The 23,719-nt window shown below is 42.5% G+C and carries 21 protein-coding genes; 8 read left to right on the top strand and 13 right to left on the bottom strand.

The window, feature by feature from the left end:
• Positions 1-30 precede the first annotated feature (30 nt).
• From dnaQ to ACI882_RS11800, 3 genes are read right to left on the bottom strand one after another with little or no spacing between them, the layout of a single operon-like run.
• Positions 31-759, bottom strand: coding sequence for a DNA polymerase III subunit epsilon (gene dnaQ, locus ACI882_RS11810; RefSeq protein WP_411746176.1), 729 nt, complete (start codon positions 757-759; stop codon positions 31-33).
• A complete protein-coding gene (gene rnhA, locus ACI882_RS11805; RefSeq protein WP_411746979.1) occupies positions 756-1,199 on the bottom strand; it encodes a ribonuclease HI in 444 nt (147 codons plus the stop codon). The genes dnaQ and rnhA overlap by 4 nt, the downstream gene beginning before the upstream one ends.
• A complete protein-coding gene (locus ACI882_RS11800; RefSeq protein ID WP_411744852.1) occupies positions 1,196-1,993 on the bottom strand; it encodes a class I SAM-dependent methyltransferase in 798 nt (265 codons plus the stop codon). The genes rnhA and ACI882_RS11800 overlap by 4 nt, the downstream gene beginning before the upstream one ends.
• A 92-nt stretch (positions 1,994-2,085) precedes the next feature.
• On the opposite strand from ACI882_RS11800, the gene ACI882_RS11795 reads away from it, so the two are divergent.
• On the top strand, positions 2,086-3,780 hold the full coding sequence (locus ACI882_RS11795) for a LysM peptidoglycan-binding domain-containing protein (protein WP_411744851.1): 1,695 nt from the start codon (positions 2,086-2,088) through the stop codon (positions 3,778-3,780).
• A 6-nt stretch (positions 3,781-3,786) separates the two neighbouring features.
• Here ACI882_RS11795 and sohB read toward each other — a convergent pair whose 3' ends face one another.
• A complete protein-coding gene (gene sohB, locus ACI882_RS11790; RefSeq protein ID WP_411744850.1) occupies positions 3,787-4,851 on the bottom strand; it encodes a protease SohB in 1,065 nt (354 codons plus the stop codon).
• 73 nt (positions 4,852-4,924) lie between these two features.
• On the opposite strand from sohB, the gene ACI882_RS11785 reads away from it, so the two are divergent.
• Positions 4,925-5,236: an SCP2 sterol-binding domain-containing protein gene (locus tag ACI882_RS11785; RefSeq protein ID WP_411744849.1), complete on the top strand. Its 312-nt coding sequence runs from the start codon at positions 4,925-4,927 to the stop codon at positions 5,234-5,236.
• A gap of 45 nt (positions 5,237-5,281) precedes the next feature.
• On the opposite strand, the gene ACI882_RS11780 is transcribed toward ACI882_RS11785, so the two are convergent.
• On the bottom strand, positions 5,282-6,934 hold the full coding sequence (locus tag ACI882_RS11780; protein WP_411744848.1) for a hypothetical protein: 1,653 nt from the start codon (positions 6,932-6,934) through the stop codon (positions 5,282-5,284).
• Between the two features lie 283 nt (positions 6,935-7,217).
• Here ACI882_RS11780 and dusA point away from each other — a divergent pair, with 283 nt between their 5' ends.
• The 3 genes from dusA (at position 7,218) to ACI882_RS11765 (ending at position 10,166) form a co-directional block, all read left to right on the top strand.
• Positions 7,218-8,210: a tRNA dihydrouridine(20/20a) synthase DusA gene (gene dusA, locus ACI882_RS11775; protein ID WP_411744847.1), complete on the top strand. Its 993-nt coding sequence runs from the start codon at positions 7,218-7,220 to the stop codon at positions 8,208-8,210.
• Positions 8,211-8,290: 80 nt separating this feature from the next.
• Positions 8,291-9,223 carry a transaldolase gene (tal, locus tag ACI882_RS11770; protein WP_411744846.1) on the top strand — a complete coding sequence of 311 codons (933 nt, stop codon included), beginning with the start codon at positions 8,291-8,293 and terminating at the stop codon, positions 9,221-9,223.
• Between the two features lie 34 nt (positions 9,224-9,257).
• Positions 9,258-10,166, top strand: a complete 909-nt coding sequence (locus ACI882_RS11765; protein ID WP_411744845.1) for a DNA replication terminus site-binding protein — start codon at positions 9,258-9,260, stop codon at positions 10,164-10,166.
• Positions 10,167-10,174: 8 nt separating this feature from the next.
• Here the strand turns inward: ACI882_RS11765 and nqrM are convergent, their stop codons facing one another.
• The 8 genes from nqrM to ACI882_RS11725 are packed head-to-tail and all read right to left on the bottom strand — an operon-like array spanning position 10,175 to position 17,326.
• Positions 10,175-10,414, bottom strand: a complete 240-nt coding sequence (gene nqrM / locus ACI882_RS11760; protein WP_411744844.1) for a (Na+)-NQR maturation NqrM — start codon at positions 10,412-10,414, stop codon at positions 10,175-10,177.
• A 1-nt stretch (position 10,415) separates the two neighbouring features.
• Positions 10,416-11,474, bottom strand: coding sequence for an FAD:protein FMN transferase (locus tag ACI882_RS11755; protein WP_411744843.1), 1,059 nt, complete (start codon positions 11,472-11,474; stop codon positions 10,416-10,418).
• 20 nt (positions 11,475-11,494) lie between these two features.
• The gene (gene nqrF, locus ACI882_RS11750; protein ID WP_411744842.1) at positions 11,495-12,721 is read right to left on the bottom strand and encodes an NADH:ubiquinone reductase (Na(+)-transporting) subunit F; all 1,227 of its coding nucleotides are present in this window, start codon (positions 12,719-12,721) and stop codon (positions 11,495-11,497) included.
• A 21-nt stretch (positions 12,722-12,742) separates the two neighbouring features.
• Positions 12,743-13,351 carry an NADH:ubiquinone reductase (Na(+)-transporting) subunit E gene (nqrE, locus tag ACI882_RS11745; protein WP_411748499.1) on the bottom strand — a complete coding sequence of 203 codons (609 nt, stop codon included), beginning with the start codon at positions 13,349-13,351 and terminating at the stop codon, positions 12,743-12,745.
• Complete coding sequence (locus ACI882_RS11740; protein ID WP_411746498.1) at positions 13,351-14,010, bottom strand: NADH:ubiquinone reductase (Na(+)-transporting) subunit D; 660 nt, start codon at positions 14,008-14,010, stop codon at positions 13,351-13,353. The genes nqrE and ACI882_RS11740 overlap by 1 nt, the downstream gene beginning before the upstream one ends.
• A 1-nt stretch (position 14,011) precedes the next feature.
• Positions 14,012-14,791 (bottom strand): Na(+)-translocating NADH-quinone reductase subunit C, encoded by a 780-nt coding sequence (locus ACI882_RS11735; RefSeq protein WP_411746499.1) that lies wholly within the window; start codon positions 14,789-14,791, stop codon positions 14,012-14,014.
• Complete coding sequence (locus ACI882_RS11730) at positions 14,784-15,986, bottom strand: NADH:ubiquinone reductase (Na(+)-transporting) subunit B (protein ID WP_411745601.1); 1,203 nt, start codon at positions 15,984-15,986, stop codon at positions 14,784-14,786. The genes ACI882_RS11735 and ACI882_RS11730 overlap by 8 nt, the downstream gene beginning before the upstream one ends.
• Before the next feature lie 2 nt (positions 15,987-15,988).
• Positions 15,989-17,326: a Na(+)-translocating NADH-quinone reductase subunit A gene (locus ACI882_RS11725; RefSeq protein WP_411745602.1), complete on the bottom strand. Its 1,338-nt coding sequence runs from the start codon at positions 17,324-17,326 to the stop codon at positions 15,989-15,991.
• A 340-nt stretch (positions 17,327-17,666) separates the two neighbouring features.
• Between ACI882_RS11725 and mfd the strand changes: the two genes are divergently transcribed.
• The 3 genes from mfd to ACI882_RS11710 all read left to right on the top strand — a co-directional run bounded on the left by mfd (position 17,667) and on the right by ACI882_RS11710 (position 23,701).
• Positions 17,667-21,119, top strand: a complete 3,453-nt coding sequence (mfd, locus tag ACI882_RS11720; RefSeq protein WP_411745603.1) for a transcription-repair coupling factor — start codon at positions 17,667-17,669, stop codon at positions 21,117-21,119.
• A 15-nt stretch (positions 21,120-21,134) separates the two neighbouring features.
• A complete protein-coding gene (locus ACI882_RS11715) occupies positions 21,135-21,971 on the top strand; it encodes a CsiV family protein (RefSeq protein ID WP_411746500.1) in 837 nt (278 codons plus the stop codon).
• Positions 21,972-22,336: 365 nt separating this feature from the next.
• Entirely contained in the window at positions 22,337-23,701 is a 1,365-nt protein-coding gene (locus tag ACI882_RS11710) for a hypothetical protein (RefSeq protein ID WP_411746501.1), read from the top strand.
• The last annotated feature ends 18 nt before the right edge of the window (positions 23,702-23,719 follow it).

The raw sequence follows: 23,719 nt of genomic DNA, 5'->3' as shown, positions 1-23,719 counted from the left end.
TGGTCGTTAATTCCAAATGCCTTAGCTAATTTAATGACTCGTACTTGGCCAATTAATATCTTGCCCTGACTTTTTTGCTAACATCTCTAAAAACTCAGCATGTGCCTTTAACTCATCGGCAGTTGCGCTGACTTCTCTCAAACTACCTTGAACTTCGCCCAAATTGAGAATAGCTGACTCATCTTCGTCATTATTTTCCTCTTCTTCGTCACCGAGCAATAAATCTGTTTGCCCGCCGGTAAGCATTAAATAAACATCAGCTAATATTTCAGAATCGAGTAATGCTCCATGAAAGGTACGGTGGGAGTTATCAATTCCGTAACGCTTACATAAGGCGTCTAAAGAGGCTCTTGAACCTGGATGCTTTTCTCGCGCAATTTTAAGTGTGTCTAATACTGAGCATACCGACTCCAATGGTTTAAAGCTCTGTTTTCGACTTTTGGCTAGTATTTCATATTCTGCGTTTAAAAAGCCCATATCAAACGCTGCATTGTGAATCACTAATTCTGCGCCTTCGAGCCATTGCCAAAGTTCATCAGCTATATCGTAAAATTTAGGACAACCTTTGACGCGTTCATTATCAATATTGTGAATTTGAACCACTTCATCAGGGATATCTCGCTCTGGATCAATAATGTAATGGAAAGTGCGCCCTGTTAGTTTACGATCTATTAGCTCTACGCAACCAACTTCAAGAATTCGATCACCTTTTCTAGGGTTTAAACCCGTGGTTTCTGTATCGAGTACGACCTGTCTCATGATTTTTCCAATTCATCCATTGCTTGGTTTGCAAGTTGATCCGCCAACTCATTCATGGGGTCACCGGCATGCCCTTTTACCCAGTGCCAACTTACGTTATGTTTTTCTATTAGTGCATCGAGCGTTATCCATAAATCTTGGTTTTTTACTGGCTTTCGACTCGCCGTTTTCCAACCATTCTTTTTCCAATTGGTAATCCAAGTCGTAATACCTTGCTTCACGTATTGAGAATCGGTGTATAGCTGAACATCCATAGTACGCTTTAATGCATTTAAACCTTCAATAGCGGCTAATAACTCCATACGGTTATTTGTTGTATCGAGCTCACTGCCATATAACTTTTTCTTTTTATCGCCCCAAATTAAGACTGCGCCCCATCCTCCTGGGCCAGGGTTACCGCGGCAACCACCATCGGTATAGAGCGTGACTGACTTATTCAATATTTAGTCCTTGCTGTAGATTGATTACCTATTGAGGTATCGAGAAAACTTTTTTTCTTATGTACATGGGTCGGAGATATTTTACCTAGTACTTGTTTATATCCAACTAACAAATATACCGATCCAGAAAAAGGCAAAACACTTTGCTGTAGTTTCGATAAAAACCGGTTTTGAGACAACCATTTTGGGCGCATAAACGGTGGCGTAAATACATGCCGCTCATGCCGTTCCAATTCAAAATTTAGTAGATGCATCCAATCTTCGACTCGACCACTACGAATAAAGCGTGAGTTCCAGATGCTAGCTTTGCCCTGCCGGCCCTGCATAAGAGCACGAACTCCCCAGGAACTATATGGGTTAAAACCAAGAACAATGAGCAAACCACCTGGTTTCAATGCAATTGCACCTTCTCTAACTGCTTGATATGGGTCCTCACAAATATCTAAGGTATGGTGCATCAATACCATATCGACACTTTCCGGCTCAAAAGGTAGGTTTTCTGGCTCTGCTTGAACAACCGGACATAAGGCTCTATTTTCAAGTTCAGAAACAATGATCCCAGAGCCAAATAAGCGTTTTTCAAACAGTGCGTTATGGTAACCACTATCAAGTTGCACCATAACTGAGCCAAATCGACCAGAAATAGCTCGTGAGACCAGATCTTTTTCTGCACAAATTAAACTCTCGCCTAGCCGGGTCTTATACCAGTCAGACAGTGCCTGCTCTTGCTTTGCGGCATCACTGGGGCCTTTTCGATAGACTTGTTTGAATCTTCGCTTTAACCGTTTAACCAACTAAACCTCACTTTACCTTGCACCAGAGTCTAATCAAAAATAGAATTATCCCCCATCTAATTCACAGTCACAATTAATTGAAAAGTACATTGATGAATTCTACTCGAAATATCGCCCTGTTTACATCGTGTTTGGTGCTCGCGAGCTGCCAAATGATACCCAATGCACCCGGTTTAGCTGAATCGGAAGAGGACAAGACAGAATTAACCTCTAATGAATCGGTTAACGTTAACAGCACTGCGACTGACCGAGACTTACTGTCCGATGAAATTAATCATCATTGGGCGGCTGAAATGCACAGCAACCTAAGCCTGTACGATTTAGCCTGGAAAAAACCTCTAGATTTAACCCGTCCGGACCCTTACGCAAGGTACGAAGATGACCTCTTTCAAGTCTTACGGCGTAACTTTCAGTTTGACCTAACGCTCGAAGACCCTCGGATTACTTCTCAACTGAAGTATTACGCATCCCACCAAAGTTATATAAATAGAGTAAGCGAACGTGCTTCTCGTTACATGTTCCATATTGTTGAAGAAATCCAAAAACGCGATATGCCTCTCGATTTAGCATTATTGCCTATCGTTGAATCAGCTTTTGACCCGTTTGCGTACTCTCACGGCAGCGCTGCAGGCATGTGGCAATTTATTCCATCGACTGGAAGAATGTACGATCTAAAACAAAACTGGTGGTATGACGGTAGACGCGACGTTGTTGAGTCTACCCGAGCGGCTTTAGATTACCTCAATGACCTAAATAAAATGTTTGATGGCGATTGGCTATTGGCATTGGCCTCCTACAATTCAGGCCCGGGTACAGTAAGAAGAGCTCAACGTAAAAACCAAGCAGCTGGCCTACCGACCGATTTTTGGCATTTAGACTTACCGAAAGAAACCGAAGCCTATGTTCCGAAAATGTTCGCACTCGCGAAGCTGTTTCACAGCCCTGACAAATACGGAATAGAATTACCGTATTTAGCTAAAGAGCCCTATTTTGCACAGGTAAACCCGGGAGGCCAAATTGATCTCGCCCAAGCGGCTATTTTAGCGGATATGGAGCTGAGCGAAATTTATATGCTCAACCCCGGCTTCAATAAATGGGCAACTGACCCTGATGGACCAAACCGTTTACTGGTTTTTGTCGATAATGAAGAAATATTTAACGAAAACATGAAAAGCTTACCAGTCGATAAACGACTAACGTGGCAAAGACATACAATACAATCGGGTGATTCTCTGTTGTTAATCGCTAAAACATACGATGTCACTGTCGATGTGATCCGAGATGTTAATAAAATACGCGGCAACCTCATTAGAGCCGGCGACAGCATCCTAATTCCTGTTGCGAGTAAAAATGATAACTTCTATTCATTGAGCGCAGATAACCGCTTAAAGGTTAAGCAAAATGCGTTATCTGGCAGCAGTAAGCAACGAACTGACTACTTAGTGCAAAGTGGAGATACGTTTTGGGACATTTCGCAGAAATTTGATGTATCGGTACAAAGTATTGCTCGTTGGAACAATATGGCACCTAAAGATATCCTCCGCCCAGGGCAAACGCTGGCTATTTGGACTGAACCTGGTACAAGTACCGCTATTTCATCGATCCAAGACCGAGAAGTCGTTAGAAAAGTGGGCTATGTGGTTCGAAGTGGCGACTCATTATCGCGTATTGCAGATAAGTTTAATGTGTTAATTAGAGACATTGAAAAGTGGAATACAATCACCGGGAAGTATATCCAACCCGGTGATCGATTAACGCTATACGTTGATGTAACCCAAATACAGTAATACTATTTAGGGTAACCAACGCTTTTTAAGCAGCGCTTCTGCACTTTCAAAGAATGCGCTGCTGGCACCCTTAATTCGTTGTTCAAACGACTTATGTGGCTGCCAAGATACTCGATATACCTCTTTTGACCCAGCTAAAGCCTGTAAGTAATCATCACTGGTTTTTATTTCATCAACCAAATTTAGCTCAATAGCATCTTCTGCCAACCAAAAATCACCTTCTGATACTGCATCTATATCTAACGAGTCACGCTGTGAGGAGACTAATGTCTTAAAGCGTTGGTGTATTGCATTTAAGTCTTCTAGGTGCTTTTGGCGGCCTTCATCAGTATTTTTACCCAGTAACGTTAATGGGGCTTTATGTTTACCGGCGGTTAACACATCTACATCAACATCGAATCGCTTTAAGAAACGGTGAAGGTTAGGAACTTGGCTCAATACGCCAATTGATCCAACGATCGCAAATGGTGCGGCTAAAATTCTATCTCCGACACAGGCCATCATATAACCACCACTGGCGGCTACCTTATCAATACAGACAGTTAACTTTAACCCGGCATCTTTTAACCGAATAAGCTGCGATGCAGCGAGACCATAGCCAGAAACAGCCCCTCCTGGGCTTTCTAAGGAAATAACGACCTCTTGCCCGGCTTCTGCAATCGCTAATATGGCGGTAACTTCACGACGCAATGACTCAACTTGAGAGGCTTGAATATCGCCCTTAAAGACAATGCTAAATGCTTTCTCTTTAGATTGTGGTGGTTTACTTTGTTGTTTCTTATCGGCTTTCTCAGCTTTTTCTAACACTTTTAAGTCTTTTTTGGACAGCAGCGCTTGTTGCATGTGAGATTTTAAACCATCCCACTGCTTATTTAGGTGAGTTGTCGTCAGCTTGCCCTTACCAGGACCTTCTGTTCCTGACTTTGACGCCCTAATCAAAACGCCTACAATAATTATAAAGGCCACCAAAAAAGTGAGTGTTTTTAATAGATAAAGGAAATAATCGGACCACAAAATAGCATTCTCCATTGAAATAAAACTGTTGTTTAAAACATTTGTTTGATTTTTCATTCAATCAACACATACAATGCAGCTTGGCCACTAATGCTGTCAACTGACAATAAACATTTTTAGGAGCGTTATTATGAGTGCAATCGCTGAAGCGTTTGGGAAAATAGAATCTAAATTTAATGCATCTGCAGCCGCTGGCCTTGATGTCGTCTTTCAATTTAACGTAGATGGTGAAACGCACCACCTTAGCGTTGCAGACGGAGAATGTAAGCTAGCAGAGGGTGAACACGACGAACCTACAGTTACTTTGATCATGGACCAAGCAACCCTTGATGAAATCATCAGTGGTGAATTAAACGGTATGCAAGCATTTATGGCAGGTCGCTTACGCACGGAAGGCGATATGATGTTGGCGACTCGCTTATCTGATCTTTTTGGTATCTAAGCTTTGCCAAACATAAAAAAGGGCGATTGATCGCCCTTTTTTACTTTATACGTGTAAAGAATTAAGCGAATGCACAGCTAAATTCAAGATATCTACATTATCATTACCGCTCAACAACCCTTCTAAATAAAACTCTAAGCTCGACAACGCATCAGCAAACAATTCTAACTGCCCTCCTTCTATGAGAGTTCCACTTTCAAGTAAGTCACGCTCTACGAATGCAATGGATCGTCCAATAAGCTCTGCTGCTTTAGGGCTATTCAAAAACACTAACGCGCCACGCACACCTTGAAGCGTCGGAATGACGTTCGCTAAGTGCAGTTTATCGCCGCTTGAATCCATAAAGGAAGAAATAGACCTTTTTGCTAAAGCCAAGCCATTTTCAGACTCATCTATCAAGACAACTCGCGCATCATGTACTTGTGCTTTAAAGGCCTTGTTATCACCTTCTTGATCTAGCTGCGACTGGCCTTGCAATAATCGCGATAAGGCGCTTTCTGCATAAAGAACAACATCGGCAATATTAAGCAGATCTTCATGGGTGGGTGCTGCGTTATCTGCCCAACCACCAACAATTTTTGCTTGATTCTTCAATACATTTGATGGGCTCTGTAGACCTAACATAACGTATACATCAGCAACTTTTACCAAACGCTCGGTTAGCTCTTTGGCAGAAAAAATACCGCCACGAGCAACTTGATCGACAGAATCTTTTATTGCATTGATATCTTCTTTTAGCGCCTCTGCAACACTTTCCATAACGCCCAAACCAGGACTAAACAACAGTTGGCGCTGCTCTTCTAACAAGGCTTCCGTATATTCAACATGTGGCAGCTCATAAAACTTGGCAATTTGCCGTGCTTTTAGGCTATCACTTTTATTAATTGCGATGAGGTAAAGAAATTCTTTGGTTAACGGAATACTAGAAGGCGTTTTTAAAGAGTCCGGCGCTTGCTGAATGAGCTTTTTTAGCTCCCGATCAAGCATTGAAAACAACCGCTTACGCATAGGCGTCATCGTGGCATTATTTTGCACCATGGCCTCTAACGCACCAGATGCAACCCACCAAAGTGGCGCACAAGGTATTGTACCTAACAACTGATCAACTCGACTTAGGGCTAAGCCCATATATCGCATTGCGCCAATCGTTCTATCGCCACGGATCATATGCAGCAACGAGGCTTGATACATGTGTCGGTATTTTTTTAGCTTTACGATGGTATCGCGAGTAATTCGAACCCTTTTCCCGGATGAAGGCTTGCCAGGCTTAAAACTAAAAGCAAAAAAATATCCTTCGCCAAGCATCGTAGCGTTGCGCGCAACTCGGATATGGTTAATCGCAGGCAATAACACCGCTGGCACTGCTTTATTCTTTAAACTAATAAGCTCTAAATATCGGCTTAGTATCCCTAAGCCTTGACTAATACTTTCTAGAATACCGCGATTCGGCATTGCCTTTGGGTCAGTATCTGGAGTTAACGCCATTAGCCCAGCGTTCATTTCATCACATAAAAAAACAGCAGCAGGCTCCTCTAACATTTGAAAGATGCCACGCAACTGACGAATGTAATCTTGCACTTGCGCCAAAAGAGACAAATCTGAGGAATTTTCACTGTAGCCTTCTAGTGAGGACTGCGTTTGTTGAATTGTCGCCTCAAGCTCACCTTTAATTGCATCTGCAGAATAAATCGCACTCATGAACATTCCTTAACCCTGCTCAAAAATTCGAACAGCGGCCTAACGTAAAATATAAAAACCATATAGCCCTTTAAATTACCCTTTAAAGAGTCAATTTACCAGCGGTGACACTGGTTTAGCTTCAAAAGTGAAAGCAAAGTCTCAAAATTGAGCCATATTAGTTGTTTTATGGCCTATATTTTTATGCTTTCGCCTTTTGACTAGGATATTGACACTGTATTTCCTATAATTGGCCTCACATAAAACATTATGGCCTTCACCGCCATTTCTGAGAAATATTTTAATGCCTGCAAGTCACTATAAACACAGATATTCGGTCGCACCTATGATGGACTGGACTACCTCCGAGTGTCGACAGTTCCATCGCATTTTATCAAAACAAACCCTACTTTATACAGAAATGGTTACCTCAGGTGCCATAATTCATGGTGAAAAGGAGCGCTTTTTAGATTTTGATCGAAGCGAACACCCTGTTGCATTGCAACTGGGTGGCCATGATCCCAAAGACCTTGCAACCTGTGCAAAACTTGCCCAACAGTGGGGTTATGATGAAGTTAACTTAAACGCTGGTTGCCCGAGTGATCGTGTTCAAAATGGAATGATTGGCGCTATTTTAATGGCTCACAGTCAAGTTGTAAGCGATGCAATGAAAGCAATGCAAGACGCCGTTGATATTGAAGTCACTCTAAAGCATAGAATTGGCATAGACGACCAAGACAGCTATGAGTTTATGCGAGATTTCGTAGGTACGGTACAGGCTGAATCTAACTGTAAAACCTTTATCGTGCATGCTCGAAAAGCCATTTTGCAAGGCCTGAGCCCGAAGGAAAACCGGGAGATACCTCCTCTAGAATACGAGCGAGTTATTCAACTCAAAAAAGACTTCCCGCACTTAAACATTGTCATTAATGGCGGCATCAAAAGCCATCAAGATAGCCTTGCATTGCTCGAACAAGGCTTAGACGGCGTTATGATTGGCCGTGAAGCCTATCAAAGCCCTCTGTCGCTGGTAAATGTCGATTCTATCTTTTACGGGACAACAGATTCATTCTCACAACCAGAAATGCTAAACCCATTTTTAATTGACTGGGTTAACCAACAAGTTGCCTCCGGAAAACCCCTTAAATATGTGGCTAGGCATATGCTTGGATTATATTCAGGTAAGCCTGGCTCTCGGCAATACAGACGCTATATGAGCGAAAATATGCATAAGGATCAGGCAGGAAGTGACATTTTTGAACATGCAATTAACCTGATTAAAGCAGATTCATTTTAGCAACTAGACTTGGAATCAATGCTTCCCCTTTTCTTCTAAAACACATAAACTTGACCGACCAGTCTACTAAATAATGAGATATGATGAATAAATTAAAGCAGTTAGAACAAAACACCATCATTGTTGCGGATACAGGCGACATCGAGGCAATTAGTAAGTATGCGCCTCAAGATGCAACGACGAACCCATCATTAATTTTAAAAGCCGTTCAGAGTGGACAGTTTGATCAACATATAGAAAAGCTTGCCCAACAACAGCTGCCTTTTGAAGATTTAATGGACCACATTGCTACAACAGTCGGTTTGGAAATTCTGCAATTAGTTCCCGGTTATGTTTCTACTGAAGTTGACGCCCGTCTGTCTTTTGATAAAGCAGCTACAATCGAAAAAGCACATAAACTTATCGCTCACTATGAAGCGGCGGGTTATTCACGCGATCGAATTTTAATTAAAATGGCGAGTACTTGGGAAGGCATTCAAGCAGCTAGTGAGCTTGAAAAAGAAGGTATTCACTGCAACCTAACGCTCTTATTTGGTATGGCCCAAGCTAAAGCTTGTGCGGATGCAGACGTAACGCTTATTTCACCGTTTGTTGGCCGCATTCTTGATTGGTATAAAAGCAGCACCGGTTTAGACTACACCTCAGAGACCGACCCTGGTGTTTTAAGTGTTCAGGAAATTTATAACTTCTACAAAACACATGATTATAAAACAATTGTGATGGGTGCGAGCTTCCGCAATATCGGTGAAATTGAACAATTAAATGGCTGTGATCGTTTAACGATTGCCCCTGCACTACTCGAGCAATTGAGCCAAGATACCGACTCGCTAGAGCTAAAATTGAGACCTGCGACTAAGATCAGCCCTGCTCCAGAAAAAATAAGCGAAGCTGATTTCCGTTTCCAAATGAATCAAGATGCTATGGCGACAGAGAAACTTGCTGAAGGTATACGTAACTTCATTATAGACACTGTAACCTTAGAAGAGCTGGTTAAAACTAAATTTTTGGGGTGATTTTTCACCCTTTGTTTACCGTCTAGCTTGTAAAGTGTTTAGATCTCGCGTAAATTTTGCAACCCAAGTAGATAACGGTATAAAAATGGAAGGCCAGTTATTTAAGCAGTTTGAAATTTTACGAGATTCAATGCGCGATTTTTCTAATATGCTAACTAATGAACGCAGTACCATTTGGTTAGCAAATTGGAACAACTTAGGCGCCAATGCCAGTATAGAAGATATACTATTTGATCTTTGGTACCAAGATGACCAAGACGGGCGTGAAACTCGCATGTATCCTGGTTTAGTAGGAATAACCCCGCACCAGATTACCTATGCCAATGAAATCAACTTAGCCAAAGACCGCTTCCGTAAAACCGTTCAAAAAATTAAAGCAGATGACTCTGTGTTTTGGCGCGAAATTCAAGGCAAACTAGCAAGACGCTATAAAACTTTAAACGACCAACTTGCCACTGAAGGTTTATCAAGAATTCACCTAAAGCAAGTTTTTAGGCACTTACCGCTTGTGGTGAGTCGCCCAGACAAGGTGGGGTTTAGCTGGTACACCAGTGGTCGGTCCATTCAAAAAATCACAACGTCTGAAGCTTATGACTTGCTGTGCAAGCTTAATACCGAATCGACTCATGTACAGATTCAATTGGAACGCTTAGCTGGGCTACCTTCAAATGAGCCGTTAGCTCGCGTTCAAAAACAAGCACCCGTGTTACGAGCCAATATTGTTTTTGCCAATAAACAAAGACGTTCATTAAACGTATCTCTACCCTTACTGTTTCCTAATGAAGGGCAAATTGACTTACCTGACTTTAATATTCCACCAGAAACGCCACCGACAGAAAGACAGCGATTAGTGCGCTCTGACAATAGAATAGAAGACGAGGCATACCTGCCCTCTATTCGAGTTCACAGGTATGCGCAAAAACAAAAGCCTAACTTTTTCTAAAAATAGGTTTATTTAGGTTGGCTGGCATCATAAAAGGCGCTTTTAACAACGGCTTCGCCTTCAAATGCATCATCTTTATCGCACTTGGTTTTATCGCCACCGCAAACATCACATTCAGACTCCATACCGATGGCGGCCATACCACCACAGGAGCCCGCTATAGGTTTACGACCAAAAATTACTCCGACAGCCATCACCAATATAAATAGCGCCATGAAGGCAAATACAACTACAAACATATTTAACATGTTAACCTTCTCCAAGGTCGAGGTTTAACGAGGTTAATTGCTCGCCAAACTGAGATTTAAATTCTTCTGAAGCGTCTGCATTAAATTGCTCGCCGTCACGATAGATAAAATAAGCGGCAATATTTTGTTCATTAGCCAATGTTAACGCCTTTTCTACTCCCATAGCCATAAACGCCGTTGCAAATGCGTCTGCGTCCATGCAATTATCCATGATAACAGATGCTGACGCTAAACTATGCTTTACCGGAAACCCCGTTTTAGGGTTAATCGTGTGACTATAGCGTATACCTTCTGATTCAAAATAATTACGATAGTCTCCACTGGTTGCGATGGCCATGCCATCTAACTCAAGAATTTCATAGACACGCTGCTCATTAATATATGGGGCTTCAATTGCAATTCGCCATAGTTCGCCAGTCGGTTTGACGCCTGAACTGCGCATTTCACCGCCAATTTCGACTAAAAAGTTGGATATATCCTTACTAATAAGGTATTCAGCGACCAAATCGACCGCATAGCCTTTCGCAATAGCAGATAAATCTAACTCGGTTTGAGCACTTTTGCTGATCGTCTTTTTGGACGTATCTACAATTACTTGCCGATAGCCTATGAATGGCAGCAGTTGTTGAATTTGACTCAAACTGGGTTGTTCACTTACCTTTGCTGAAGGCCCAAAGCCCCACAAATCAACCAATGGGGCGATAGTAGGATCAAAATACCCTTGGGTAATAGCCGAAATCTCCAATGCACGTTGCACTACGCTTATTGTACGTTCGCTAACGGTTACTGGCTCATTAGTAGCTGAGCCTTTAAATTTAGATAAATCAGAGCTCGTTAAATAAGTCGACATACGTGCATTAACATCCGCAAGTATGCCTTCTATACCTAACTGTAAACGCTGTGCTTTAGAAAGGGGCGTTACCAGCTTAATATGATAACTGGTTCCCATTGAATAACCGTATAAGCTTTGAACTTCGGCTTTTTCTGTAAAACTACACCCTGTTAAAAAGCCCACCAAAAGGTAGGCTTTTAAGACAGTGAATAAAACATGCTTACGCATTAATTTCTCGCTGTTATGAACTAGCCACCAAAGTCATCAAGTAAGATGTTGTCTTTCTCAACGCCTAAGTCTTCTAACATTTTAATGACAGCGGCGTTCATCATTGGAGGACCACACATGTAATACTCACAATCCTCAGGTGCTTCATGATCTTTCAAGTAATTTTCATAAAGTACATTGTGAATAAAACCGGTATAACCCTCCCAGTTATCTTCAGGCATTGGGTCGGATAGCGCTAAATGCCAAACGAAGTTATCGTTTTCTGAGGCAAGCATATCGTATTCTTCTTGATAGAACGCTTCGCGCATTGAACGAGCACCATACCAAAAGCTTATCTTGCGCTTACTGTTTAATCGTTTTAATTGATCAAAAATATGTGAGCGCATCGGAGCCATACCTGCACCACCGCCAACGAAAACCATTTCTGCATCGGTGTCTTTAGCGAAGAACTCACCAAATGGGCCATAAACATCAATTGTATCGCCCGGCTTTAAGTTAAAGACATACGAACTCATAATGCCAGGCGGGTGATCCGTACCTGGAGGCGGTGAAGCAACACGAATATTAAACTTAACAATACCTTTTTCTTCAGGGTAGTTCGCCATTGAATATGCACGCACAGTAGGCTCAGTTACTTTTGACGTATATTGCCAAATATTAAACTTATCCCAATCTGGATGATATTCTTTATCGATATCGAAGTCTTTGTAGTGAACTTCATGTGGTGGACATTCTAATTGAACATAACCGCCTGCACGGAAATCAACGTTTTCACCTTCAGGTAGCTTCAGTGTTAATTCTTTAATAAATGTAGCCACGTTAGGGTTTGACTCAACCGTACATGTCCATTTTTTAACACCAAAGAACTCTGGTTCAACTTCAATTCTCATGTCTTGTTTAACAGCAACTTGACACGACAAACGCCAGCCTTCACGCAACTCACCTTTGGTAAAGTTCGGTACTTCAGTTGGCAATGCTTCACCACCACCTTCTAAAACGATACATTTACACTGAGCGCAGGTACCACCACCACCGCACGCTGATGATAAAAATACACCATTTGCCGACAGCGTTTGCAACAACTTGCCGCCCGCAGCTACGGTAATTTTTTTCTCATCATCGTCGTTAATATTGATAGTGACATCACCACTGTTTACCAGTTTTGAGCGAGCTGACAAGATAATTGCCACCAACGCCAAAACAATAATGGTAAAGAGTACAACGCCTAAAATTATTTCAGTTGTCATAAATTGAATCCCTTTGGTGTATTACAGCGAAACGCCAGAAAAAGACATAAAGCCTAATGACATTAAACCAACCGTTGCAAAGGTAATTCCTAAGCCACGCAATCCGTCTGGAACATCGCTATACTTTAACTTCTCACGAATTCCGGCTAAGGCGACGATGGCTAACGCCCAGCCAACACCCGCACCTACGCCGTAAACGACACTCTCACTGAAGTTATAGTCTCGCTCGACCATGAAAAGCGATGCACCTAAAATGGCGCAGTTCACTGTAATTAACGGCAAGAATACACCTAGGGCGTTATATAACGCCGGAAAATAGCGATCAAGTACCATCTCAAGTATCTGTACAATCGCAGCAATGACTCCAATATAGCTTAGGTAGCCTAGGAAACTTAAATTCGCTTCTGGGAAACCAGCCCAAGCTAGAGCACCCTCACGCAATACGTACACGAAAAGCAGATTGTTTACCGGTACGGTAATGGCTTGCACTACAATAACTGCGATACCCAAACCAATAGCTGCAGAAACCTTTTTAGAGATTGCTAAAAACGTACACATCCCTAAGAAGAATGCCAATGCCATGTTTTCAACAAAGACGGCACGTATAAATAAACTAATTAAGCCTTCCATTAGTGAGCCTCCTTGTTAACGTTTTTGGCAATTTTATAATCTTCTGCTTCTACTTGATCTTTTTGGTACAACCGTAGCCACCAAATAAAACCCGCAATAATAAAGAAGGCACTTGGCGGTAAGAGCAATAGACCGTTAGGAATATACCAACCACCTTCGTTAACCAAAGGTAAAATGGTAAAGCCCAACAATTTACCGGCGCCCAATACTTCACGAATAACAGCAATGAAGATCAACACAACGCTGTAGCCTAAACCATTACCGATACCATCCATGAAACTTGGCCCAGGGGGGTTAGACATAGCAAATGCTTCAGCACGCCCCATGACAATACAGTTAGTGATAATTAGACCAACGAATACTGATAGCTGTTTTGAAATATCGTAAGCATAAGCTTTTAATATTTGATCAACGACGATCACAAGAGAAGCAATAATTGTCATCTGAACAATAATTCGAATATTCGAAGGAATAAAATTTCGAATTAAAGAGATGAAAAAGTTAGAACAGGCAGTAACCGCCGTTAAAGCAATACACATAACCAAAGTTACTTGCAAGCTTGTAGTAACAGCTAATGCAGAACAAATGCCCAAAATTTGTAGCGCAATTGGGTTGTTCTCAAAAATTGGCGAAAGCAAGATTTTTTTAGTATCTGACATTTTAAGCGCCCCCTGCTTTTAAGTTATCTAGGAATGGCTTGAATCCATCATCCCCTAACCAATATTGAACCAAGTTTGTTACACCCTTACTCGTTAAGGTTGCACCACTTAGACCATCGATAAGGTGATCTGCTTCAAAGGCATTTTCAGAATTAACAGAACCTTTCTTAAGAGCAATAACCGGTTCACCTTGGTTATATACTTTTTTGCCAGGCCACTGTGCTATCCACTTAGGGTTATCAACTTCTCCACCTAAACCTGGGGTTTCAGTATGAGAATAGAACCCTAGACCTACTACGGTGTTTAGGTCTTCTTCAAGTGCAATAAAGCCCCAAAGTGTTGACCACAATCCATAACCACGAACCGGTAAAATAACCGTATCTAAGTTCCCTGAACTATCACGCACAATATAAACTTCTGTGTACGACTCGCGACGCTTAATGCTCGCAGGGTCTTCCTTTGTACTGAGTGCTTTAGTAATAGATGCATCTGAAGCCGCTTTAACAGGGTCAAATAAATCTACATCAAATTCAGTGGAGTATTGGCCTGTTTCAATATTCACCAAACGAGTTTCTATTTGGGTGAATTGCTCTTCAACTGTTTTACCTTCTACTAAAAGGCCTGCAGCAGAAAGAATATTGCGTTTAAGGTCAATTTCTTTGTTCTTAACTTGCAGTGGACGTAATACAACTGCTGATGTTGCGACGATAATCGCACACACCAAGCAAACTGCGAACGCTACGGTAAAGATATACTGTATAGAATCTTTATTCTTAGCCACGAGCCAACCTCCGTTTGATGTTCCGTTGAACAACAAAATAATCGATCGTTGGAGCAAAAATATTGGCAAACAAAATTGCCAGCATAATGCCTTCTGGGAATGCAGGATTCACTACTCGAATCATAATGGTCATTAAACCAACCAACACACCAAACCAAATTTTACCGGTATTTGTCATTGAGGCCGAGACTGGGTCGGTAGCCATAAACACCATACCGAAGGCAAAACCACCAATAACCAAGTGCCAGTACCAAGGCAATGCAAACATTGGGTTGGTCTCAGAGCCAACAAAGTTAGTCAGCATTGTGGTCGCGATAAGGCCAATCATAACGCCAAGTACGATTCGCCATTGAACGATGCCCATAACCATTAACACCAAACCACCTAAGAAGATCATTAATGTAGATACTTCACCCACTGAACCTTGCTGGAAACCTAAGAATGCTTCCATCCAGGTTAGGCTTCCTAACATGTTGTCCACTAGACCATCAGAGAAAGCCACGCTTAACGCTGTAGCGCCAGAGAAGCCATCTACTGCGGTCCATACTGCATCACCGGACATAGATGCTGGGTAGGCAAAATACAAAAATGCTCGTCCTGTTAATGCCGGGTTTAAGAAGTTTTTACCAGTTCCACCAAAAATTTCTTTGCCAATAACGACACCAAACGAAATTCCTAGAGCAACAGCCCATAACGGGATTGTCGGAGGACAAATCAAGGCAAACAAAATAGAGGTTACGAAAAAACCTTCGTTAACTTCGTGACCACGGACCGAGGCAAACACTATTTCCCAAAAAATACCAACACCAAAGGTGACGATATAAATAGGTAAAAAGTAAACGGCACCAAACACTAAGTTATCCCACAGGCTCGCTGGGTTATTCCCTGCGACCAATGCGATAATCCACTCATGCCAGGTATCTGCAAGGACGCCTGTGCCAGTCGCGACAGCGGTGTTTGCTTGGAAACCTAAGTTCCACATGCCCCAGATCATGGCCGGGAAAACAAACAACCACACCATAATCATCATACGTTTCAAATCCATTCCGTCTCGCACATGCGAAGAAGAATGAGTTACAGAAGCGACCTTGTACAATGCGGTATCAATGGCTTCGAATAACGGATACAAAGGTGCATATCTGCCGCCTTTGTGAAACTGAGGTTCGATTTTATCTAAAAAAGCCCGAAGACCCATATTTAACCCTCCAGCTCTATTTTAGTAAGAACATCCCGAAGAATCGGGCCGTATTCATATTTGCCCGCACAAACATATGTGCAAAGCGCCAAATCGTCTTCGTCTAACTCTAGGGCGCCTAACTGCTCAGCCCCTTCGAGGTCGCCGGTTACGATTGCTCGTAGCAACTGTGTCGCTAAAATATCTAACGGCATCACTTTTTCGAACTGACCGATTGGCAACATGCCACGCTCTGAACCATTCGTGGTGGTTGTGAAATCGAACAATTTGTTTTTAAACAAACTGGAAATAAATGTTCGTTTTACCGAGTGGTTGTTAAAACCTAATCTCAAAAAGTGAATCATTGGGCGACTAAAGTCTTCAGCTAAAACACTTAATTGAGTATGGAATCGACCAAGATACGCAAGCGGACCTTGCCCAGTACGGCCACCGAATACTGAACCCGATATCAGCCGATTTTCACCGTCTTTAAGTTCGTTATCAGCAATAGGCTGTAAATCTGCTCCGAGGCGTGTTCGCACTAAACGCGGCTCTTTAACTTGTGGGCCCGCTAAAGAAATAACGCGATCCACATCAATTTCACCGTTCAAAAACAAGTTGGCTATTGCGATTACATCTTGGTAACCCACGGTCCAAACTGTTTTCGTTGCTGAGACTGGCGATAAATAATGAATATGAGTACCAGGGTTTCCAGCTGGGTGCACACCTGCGAACTCTTCTACCTGAACACCCTCAATACTAGGTATAGAGGCATTAGGTGCTTTACAAAGAAAAACCTTGCCGGCAGTTAGCTTAGTTAACAAGCTTAAACCTAAGGTAAAAGATTCAGCTTGCTCAGCAATAATTACTTCAGGGTTTGCTGCCAACGGATTGGTATCCATTGCCTGAACGAATATAGCGGTTGGCTCACTGTCTATTGCAGGCGCTTTAGAATAAGGTCTCGTGCGAAATGCTGTCCACACGCCAGACTCTACTAACTGGCTGCGAATATCTGCTGCACTGATCGTAGCGAGATCTTGTTTTGAGTATTTTTTAAACTCAACACTGTCATCGCCCTGCACTTCAATAACTACTGATTGAAATACACGTCGATTACCACGATTAATTTCTTTTACCACACCAGATGCTGGAGCAGTATAGATAACGCCTTCGTTTTTCTTATCGGAAAAAACTGGCTGGCCTTTTTTGACTAGGTCGCCTTCACGAACCAACATCGTAGGCTTCATGCCATGATAGTCGTATCCGATCAGAGCCACCGTGCTAACGGGCCGACCTTCTGCAATCTCCTGGCGGGGTACGCCGGAAATCGGAAGATCTAAACCTTTTTTGATGGTTATCATAATTATAGTATCCGTTGACTTCGCGAGATCATTGATTGAAAAACAACCAACCCGACCGCTTCGTTGTCAAATTGTTTTCAGGTAATCCAAAGCAAACGCCTTTCGACATAGGCTCGAACACCTCCCAAAAAATCGAGCGATAGTATAAAGTTCCGCGCCATATAAGGCCAGAGCGGATTTTAGCCATACCGTGAAAAAACAGATTTGAGTTAAAGTTTTAGTACCGCTTTAGTGTAGTCGGCTAGTTAAATTTCACAAATATTCAATGAAAACTCGCGAAACCTCGACTTTTTAGCTAGCATCGCGAACTTAATTTGCCAGGCACTCTTTCCTTTTTCTCATGACATTCTTTACTTACAAGCTACCCACTAAAGCAAACGATACCAAAAAAATAGGTCAACTCGCTGGAAGCAGCCAAGCGCTCTTGCTCGCGAACCTAATTGAACAGCACAAAGGGACAGTTTTTTGCTTAGTAAACTCCCCTTCCGAGCTTGAGGCATTGGCTTCTGATTTAGCCTGCCTAAGAAAAAGTAATGACTGGACCATCCAAACATTCCCCGATTGGGAGATTCTGCCTTATGACGGTTTCTCACCACATGAGGATATTATTTCTGATCGCCTAGCCGTGCTTACGACGCTTGCCGAACAAACCAACACAATTGTACTGGCTACCGTAGCCAACGTTACCCACCGTCTACCTCCGGTTCAGGCTATACAAGGCAATTATTTTCATTGGAAAGTGGGTCAAACGCTCAATATAGATCAGCAACGATTGCAGTTACAAGCATCAGGCTATCGCGCCAGTGATACCGTTTTTGAACACGGTGAATTTGCAGTTCGTGGCGCATTACTCGATGTTTTCCCAATGGGCTGTGAATTTCCGGTTCGCATCGAATTATTCGATGATGAAATTGAGTCCATGCGCTGGTTTGACCCTGAAACTCAACGTACCGCAGAGCATACTAGCGATATCCGCTTGCTACCGGGTCGCGAAGTACCCTTGACAGAAGCAGGGATTAATCAGTTCAGGCAAGCTTTTCGGGAGCGTTTTGACAGTGACTTCACTAAATCTGCAATGTATCAAGACGTCAGCCAAGGCATCGCCAGCCCTGGCGTAGAGTATTACTTGCCCCTGTTTTACTCCGAAACCGCTAGTTTTTTCGACTACTTACCTCGAAACTCTTTAATTGTTACTGCGCAAAAACTCAATGAAACTGTCGAGCAGTATTGGCAGGAAATCAACAATCGCTATGAAAACCGTCGTCATGATGTATTTAACCCGATTTTGACGCCCAGTGAGTTGTTTATCCCACAAGAGCAACTATTCAAGAACATTAAAGGCTTTCCGCGGATAATTTTATCCAGCACATCATTTGAAGAAAGCGGTGCTTTCAATCAAAGCACCGAAAAACCTTCGGTCTACCCTATTGACCATCGCTCAACGGAACCACTCAATAAGTTAGAGTGTTTTCTGCAAGAAACTGACCATCGAATTTTGTTCTGCGCTGAAACGGCCGGTCGAAGAGAAGCACTGCGAGAGTTACTGTCACGAATCCGAATTGCACCCAAAGACTGCCCGAATATTTATTCGTTTTTAGAGCAAGACGATATTCGCATCGGACTTACAACCGCCCCACTCTCCACAGGCATGACGCTAAACGATGCTAAAATCACCTTAATCAGTGAATCACAACTTTTTGGCGAATATGTAGCACAACGCCGTCGCCGTAAGCCAGGAACATCAACCGAACAAAGCGATAGTGAACAAGTTGTAAAAAGCCTTACCGAATTAAGCATTGGCACCCCTGTAGTCCACCTAGACCATGGTATAGGCCACTATTTAGGGCTCGAAATTTTAGAGATTGATGGCCAAACGCAAGAGTTTTTAAAACTAGAGTATGCTCAAGGCAGTAACTTATATGTACCGGTCTCTAGCTTGCATCTGATCAGCCGCTATTCAGGCGCCGATGTTGACTACGCACCAATGCATAAACTCGGCAATGATCGCTGGGTTAAAACCAAACGCAAAGCGGCCGAGAAAATTCGTGATACAGCGGCTGAATTGCTCGATATTTATGCTCGACGCGAAGCTCAAAAGGGTTACGGCTTTAGTATCGACGAAACTGAATATATCCAGTTTGCCAGTGGCTTTGGTTTTGAAGAAACTGAAGATCAAAGCATCACTATTGATGCCGTGACGAAAGATATGCGCCAAAAAAGGCCCATGGATCGTCTCGTTTGTGGTGATGTCGGTTTTGGTAAAACGGAAGTGGCCATGCGCGCTGCCTTCATAGCAGCCAACAACGGTAAACAAGTTGCCATTCTTGTCCCTACGACCCTATTGGCTCAGCAGCACTTTGAAAGCTTTCAAGATCGCTTTGCTGATTGGCCTTTCCGTATTGAGGTACTCAGCCGCTTTAATAGCTCTAAAGAGGCAAAATCTACCATTGAAGGCCTTGAAAGCGGGAATGTTGATATTGTAATAGGTACGCATAAACTACTACAAAAATCAGTTAAGTTTAAAGACCTAGGCCTGCTCATTGTCGATGAAGAACATCGTTTTGGCGTGTCGCAAAAAGAAACCATCAAAGCCCTGCGAGCAAACGTAGATATCCTGGCTTTGACAGCTACGCCTATCCCAAGAACTATGAATATGTCGATGGCAGGAGTACGTGATCTAAGCATTATCGCTACTCCGCCTGCTAAACGCCTATCTGTTAAAACCTTTGTGCGTGAAAAGGAAGATGCCTTAACAAAAGAGGCCATTTTACGTGAAATACTGCGTGGAGGTCAGGTGTACTTTTTGCACAACGAAGTCAGTACCATTGAGAAAACTCAACAATATTTAACTGAATTAATACCAGAAGCTCGAGTTGTTGTTGCGCACGGTCAAATGCCAGAGCGCCAACTTGAACGCATTATGAGTGACTTTTACCACAAACGCTTCAATGTCTTATTGTGTACGACCATTATTGAGACAGGGATTGATGTTCCTAGCGCCAATACGATCATTATTGAGCGAGCCGATAAGTTCGGCTTAGCTCAGCTTCATCAATTGCGCGGGCGTGTCGGTCGGTCGCATCACCAAGCGTATGCCTATTTACTGACACCTCCCTGGAAAACCATTACTAAAGATGCCCAAAAACGTTTAGAAGCCATCGCAGAATCTCAACATTTAGGTGCCGGCTTTACTTTAGCTACCCATGACTTAGAAATTCGTGGCGCGGGTGAGCTCCTCGGTGAAGAGCAAAGCGGCCATATCGAAGGTATCGGATTTTCGCTTTATATGGATTTATTAAACAAAGCGGTTCGCGCTTTACGCAATGGTGAAGAAATTTCACTCGATGACATCGAAAATCAAGGCCCAGATATTAACTTACGAATTCCTGCCTTGATTCCAGCCGACTACATGGGTGATATTAACACTCGTTTATCCATGTATAAGCGCATCGCTACCATTCAAGATGATGCCAATATGCGTGATTTGCAGGTAGAATTGATTGATAGATTCGGACTTTTGCCAGAGCCGGTTAAAAATTTGTGTCGCCAAACCCTATTGCGATTAACTATTGAGCAGATAGGCGCAATCCGGCTCGAAATGAATGACAAGGGTGGCAGTATTGATTTTGGTCGTAAAACATCGGTCGATCCGATTAAAATCGTGCAACTTGTACAAGCGCAGCCGCACATTTATAGCTTAGTAAAAGGCACCAAATTAAAGTTCGAGATTGAAACTAAAACCACAGATCAACGTTTCGAAGCAATTGAAAAATTACTGAAACTACTTAACTAAAGAATTGAAATTACTATGTTTAGATCATCATTTACCACTTTATTGATTATGGCTTTGTGCTCTTCTGGGCTCTTTGCAGCTGACCAGGAAGAAGTGCAACCTGAGCGTTGGTTCCAAGTTGAAATCATTGCTTTCACTAATGCTGAGGTTGAAACTGATTCGCCTGAAGCATGGCCAAGTTTTTCAAGCCTACCGACACCTGATCAATTTATTCAGATTAAAGGTGTCACCGAATTACTCACGGCTAATTCTGCGCTTACGCCTACTGAAGAAGAAACCGCTGAATTGGAACAAAGCGCTATCAATATTGAGCAAGAAGAAACAAACTTGGAGGCCTTTGTCGCCTTATCGGAATTTGAACGTCAATTAACAGGGCAAAGAAATACGTTAGAGCGTAGCCGTAACCATCGTGTTTTATTTCATGAAGCATGGAACCAGCCAGTACCTGGGCGTGACACCGTTATTCCGATTAGACTCGATGGTGGTGAAAAGTATGGTCGACAGGCAGAACTACAAGGCTATATCGATCTATACGTTGAACGCTACCTGCACTTGAATACCCAGCTAAGCTTTATTGAATATGAAAAAAGCCAAGACCCATTTAGCTTTTTTTCAGAAACAAGTTCGGCTACAACTGCCTCTGAAACGATGGATGCCTATGGTGGCTTATCACTCATCAATGCAGACTCGTTGCTAAATAATCGCGTCAGCCGAAAGTCAGACGATTTCTTTATTTCAACACGAGCTGCCCTACTTTCTGAAAGTCGACGTATGCGCAGTAAAGAGATTCATTACTTTGACAACCCACGGTTTGGAATGATCGTATTGATAACACCTATCGACCTTCAATAGCAGAAATGCAGTGAGCTAATTACTCAGATATAGTTACTCACTGCTTAAGCACTCCACACTTTCCCCCTTCTCGTATAATTCAAACCCTACACCATCAGTCTTAATGCCAATGAAATAAACATTCACCCGCCAAATAGTCGCGCAAAAGCGTCAATAGTACTTCTATTTTTGATGGAATTTATGAATTTTAGGCACACATAACTTTCGCTTTGTATCTCATTGAAATAAAAGGCGATATGGTCGATAGGTTCATCTAATTTCGAATAAAACAATAAAGAATGGATCTGTTGTTGAACTTAACTTCAAATGCCTAAAGATGACGACACAATAAAAATATATAACAACAATAATACTGGAGTACAAAATTGAAAAAACAACTCGCCTTATCAATCGCCCTTGCAACAACAAGTATCGCTTTTGCTTCTGAATTTGATACATTTATAGAAGAGACAACGATTGATCTAAAAGTACGTTCGGCGCTAATTAAAATGAATCCGAATGATGTTAAGTATGAAAAACAATATGATGCTGGAACAGCAGCGACTATTTTGCTCAGCTCAGGTGACTATACCTTCGGTACTGATGTTGCTACAGCAGCCGGCAATATTATCGGTTCAGGGCAACTCTCTGCAGTCAATGCTGGCATAAACGCAAATCTTAAAGAAACTGTCGAAAAAGCAGGTAAGTTAGACCAGGCAGGTAGCTCTATTTGGGTTCAAATGGAGTCAGGCTATCTTTATGATATTGTTGGCTTTGATCTTGGCTACCAGGCTGCGCTCAAGCATTTCAAAGAAGATGAATCTGAAAAGTTAATTATTGCCAGTCAAGACGACGATAGCTATACACGGTTAAGTACTGCTCGCATCAAGTTAAAATATGGCAATGAAGATCTATACGTTAAAGCAAATTATGGCCGCTACAGTGACGCCGATGAAACAGATTACCTGATGGACAGTACCGATGAAGGTTATGGTGCCAGCGCCCACTTCAAAGACTGGAGCCTGTCTTATGATGCCGTAACAGCCAGTGCAGGAAAAACAGAAAGCGATTTAACAGAACTGGACACCAAAAAAGAAACTATAGCACTTGATTACAGCTCTAACTTCGGTAAAGCCAGCGCCACCCGCGAGTATATGACTGATATTGAAAACACCGATTCCTACAGTGCGGCTTCTGGCATACCGTTAAGCATGTTAGGTTTAAATATTTCACAAGAACGATTAATGGACTACCTATTAATTGCGCAAGTGGACTATGCAACAAAAACAGTAGATGCGGACACCAGCCTTGAGACGACTCAGTATGAAATTATGCTGGCTCTGAAACTCAATGGGCTCACCCTTGCGGCATCTTACAACAAGGCTGACAAAGATAGCGGCGCGGGTGTTGAAAACCTTGTTGATAAAGCACTGTTGAATAGCTACGACATGGCCGGCCAATCAACTATGACATACGCAGCATCTTTAGATGGCGCCATGTTTAAAGTACCAGGCTTGAGCTTAAGCGCTGTTATGTTAGACAGTAAGATAGCTGATATAACGAAAACGCCATTTACTTATCAATTAACAGGCGATAAAGCCTTTACAGAGACGCTCGTTGATGCAAGCTATGCCTTCGGAGAAGATACCGTCCTTAAAGGGCTGGCATTAAGAGCCGTGTTCGGAAATGAAACCAACCAAGCCAACGTGAGTGGCTATGGAGTGTTTGTAGACTATAACTTGTCTTTCTAATCAATGGTAAATCAGCGG

The organism is Reinekea sp., assembly GCF_046710285.1.
GTDB lineage: Bacteria > Pseudomonadota > Gammaproteobacteria > Pseudomonadales > Natronospirillaceae > Reinekea.
This window is presented reverse-complemented; position numbering and strand designations above follow the sequence as displayed.

What these genes read in the sequence shown, in the direction of transcription:
- dnaQ (WP_411746176.1), bottom strand. Translation starts at nt 759, where the DNA reads ATGAGACAGGTCGTACTCGATACAGAAACCACGGGTTTAAACCCTAGA.
- ACI882_RS11795 (WP_411744851.1), top strand. Translation starts at nt 2,086, where the DNA reads ATGAATTCTACTCGAAATATCGCCCTGTTTACATCGTGTTTGGTGCTC.
- sohB (WP_411744850.1), bottom strand. Translation starts at nt 4,851, where the DNA reads ATGAAAAATCAAACAAATGTTTTAAACAACAGTTTTATTTCAATGGAG.
- ACI882_RS11785 (WP_411744849.1), top strand. Translation starts at nt 4,925, where the DNA reads ATGAGTGCAATCGCTGAAGCGTTTGGGAAAATAGAATCTAAATTTAAT.
- ACI882_RS11780 (WP_411744848.1), bottom strand. Translation starts at nt 6,934, where the DNA reads ATGAGTGCGATTTATTCTGCAGATGCAATTAAAGGTGAGCTTGAGGCG.
- dusA (WP_411744847.1), top strand. Translation starts at nt 7,218, where the DNA reads ATGCCTGCAAGTCACTATAAACACAGATATTCGGTCGCACCTATGATG.
- tal (WP_411744846.1), top strand. Translation starts at nt 8,291, where the DNA reads ATGATGAATAAATTAAAGCAGTTAGAACAAAACACCATCATTGTTGCG.
- nqrM (WP_411744844.1), bottom strand. Translation starts at nt 10,414, where the DNA reads ATGTTAAATATGTTTGTAGTTGTATTTGCCTTCATGGCGCTATTTATA.
- ACI882_RS11755 (WP_411744843.1), bottom strand. Translation starts at nt 11,474, where the DNA reads ATGCGTAAGCATGTTTTATTCACTGTCTTAAAAGCCTACCTTTTGGTG.
- nqrF (WP_411744842.1), bottom strand. Translation starts at nt 12,721, where the DNA reads ATGACAACTGAAATAATTTTAGGCGTTGTACTCTTTACCATTATTGTT.
- nqrE (WP_411748499.1), bottom strand. Translation starts at nt 13,351, where the DNA reads ATGGAAGGCTTAATTAGTTTATTTATACGTGCCGTCTTTGTTGAAAAC.
- ACI882_RS11740 (WP_411746498.1), bottom strand. Translation starts at nt 14,010, where the DNA reads ATGTCAGATACTAAAAAAATCTTGCTTTCGCCAATTTTTGAGAACAAC.
- ACI882_RS11730 (WP_411745601.1), bottom strand. Translation starts at nt 15,986, where the DNA reads ATGGGTCTTCGGGCTTTTTTAGATAAAATCGAACCTCAGTTTCACAAA.
- ACI882_RS11725 (WP_411745602.1), bottom strand. Translation starts at nt 17,326, where the DNA reads ATGATAACCATCAAAAAAGGTTTAGATCTTCCGATTTCCGGCGTACCC.
- mfd (WP_411745603.1), top strand. Translation starts at nt 17,667, where the DNA reads ATGACATTCTTTACTTACAAGCTACCCACTAAAGCAAACGATACCAAA.
- ACI882_RS11715 (WP_411746500.1), top strand. Translation starts at nt 21,135, where the DNA reads ATGTTTAGATCATCATTTACCACTTTATTGATTATGGCTTTGTGCTCT.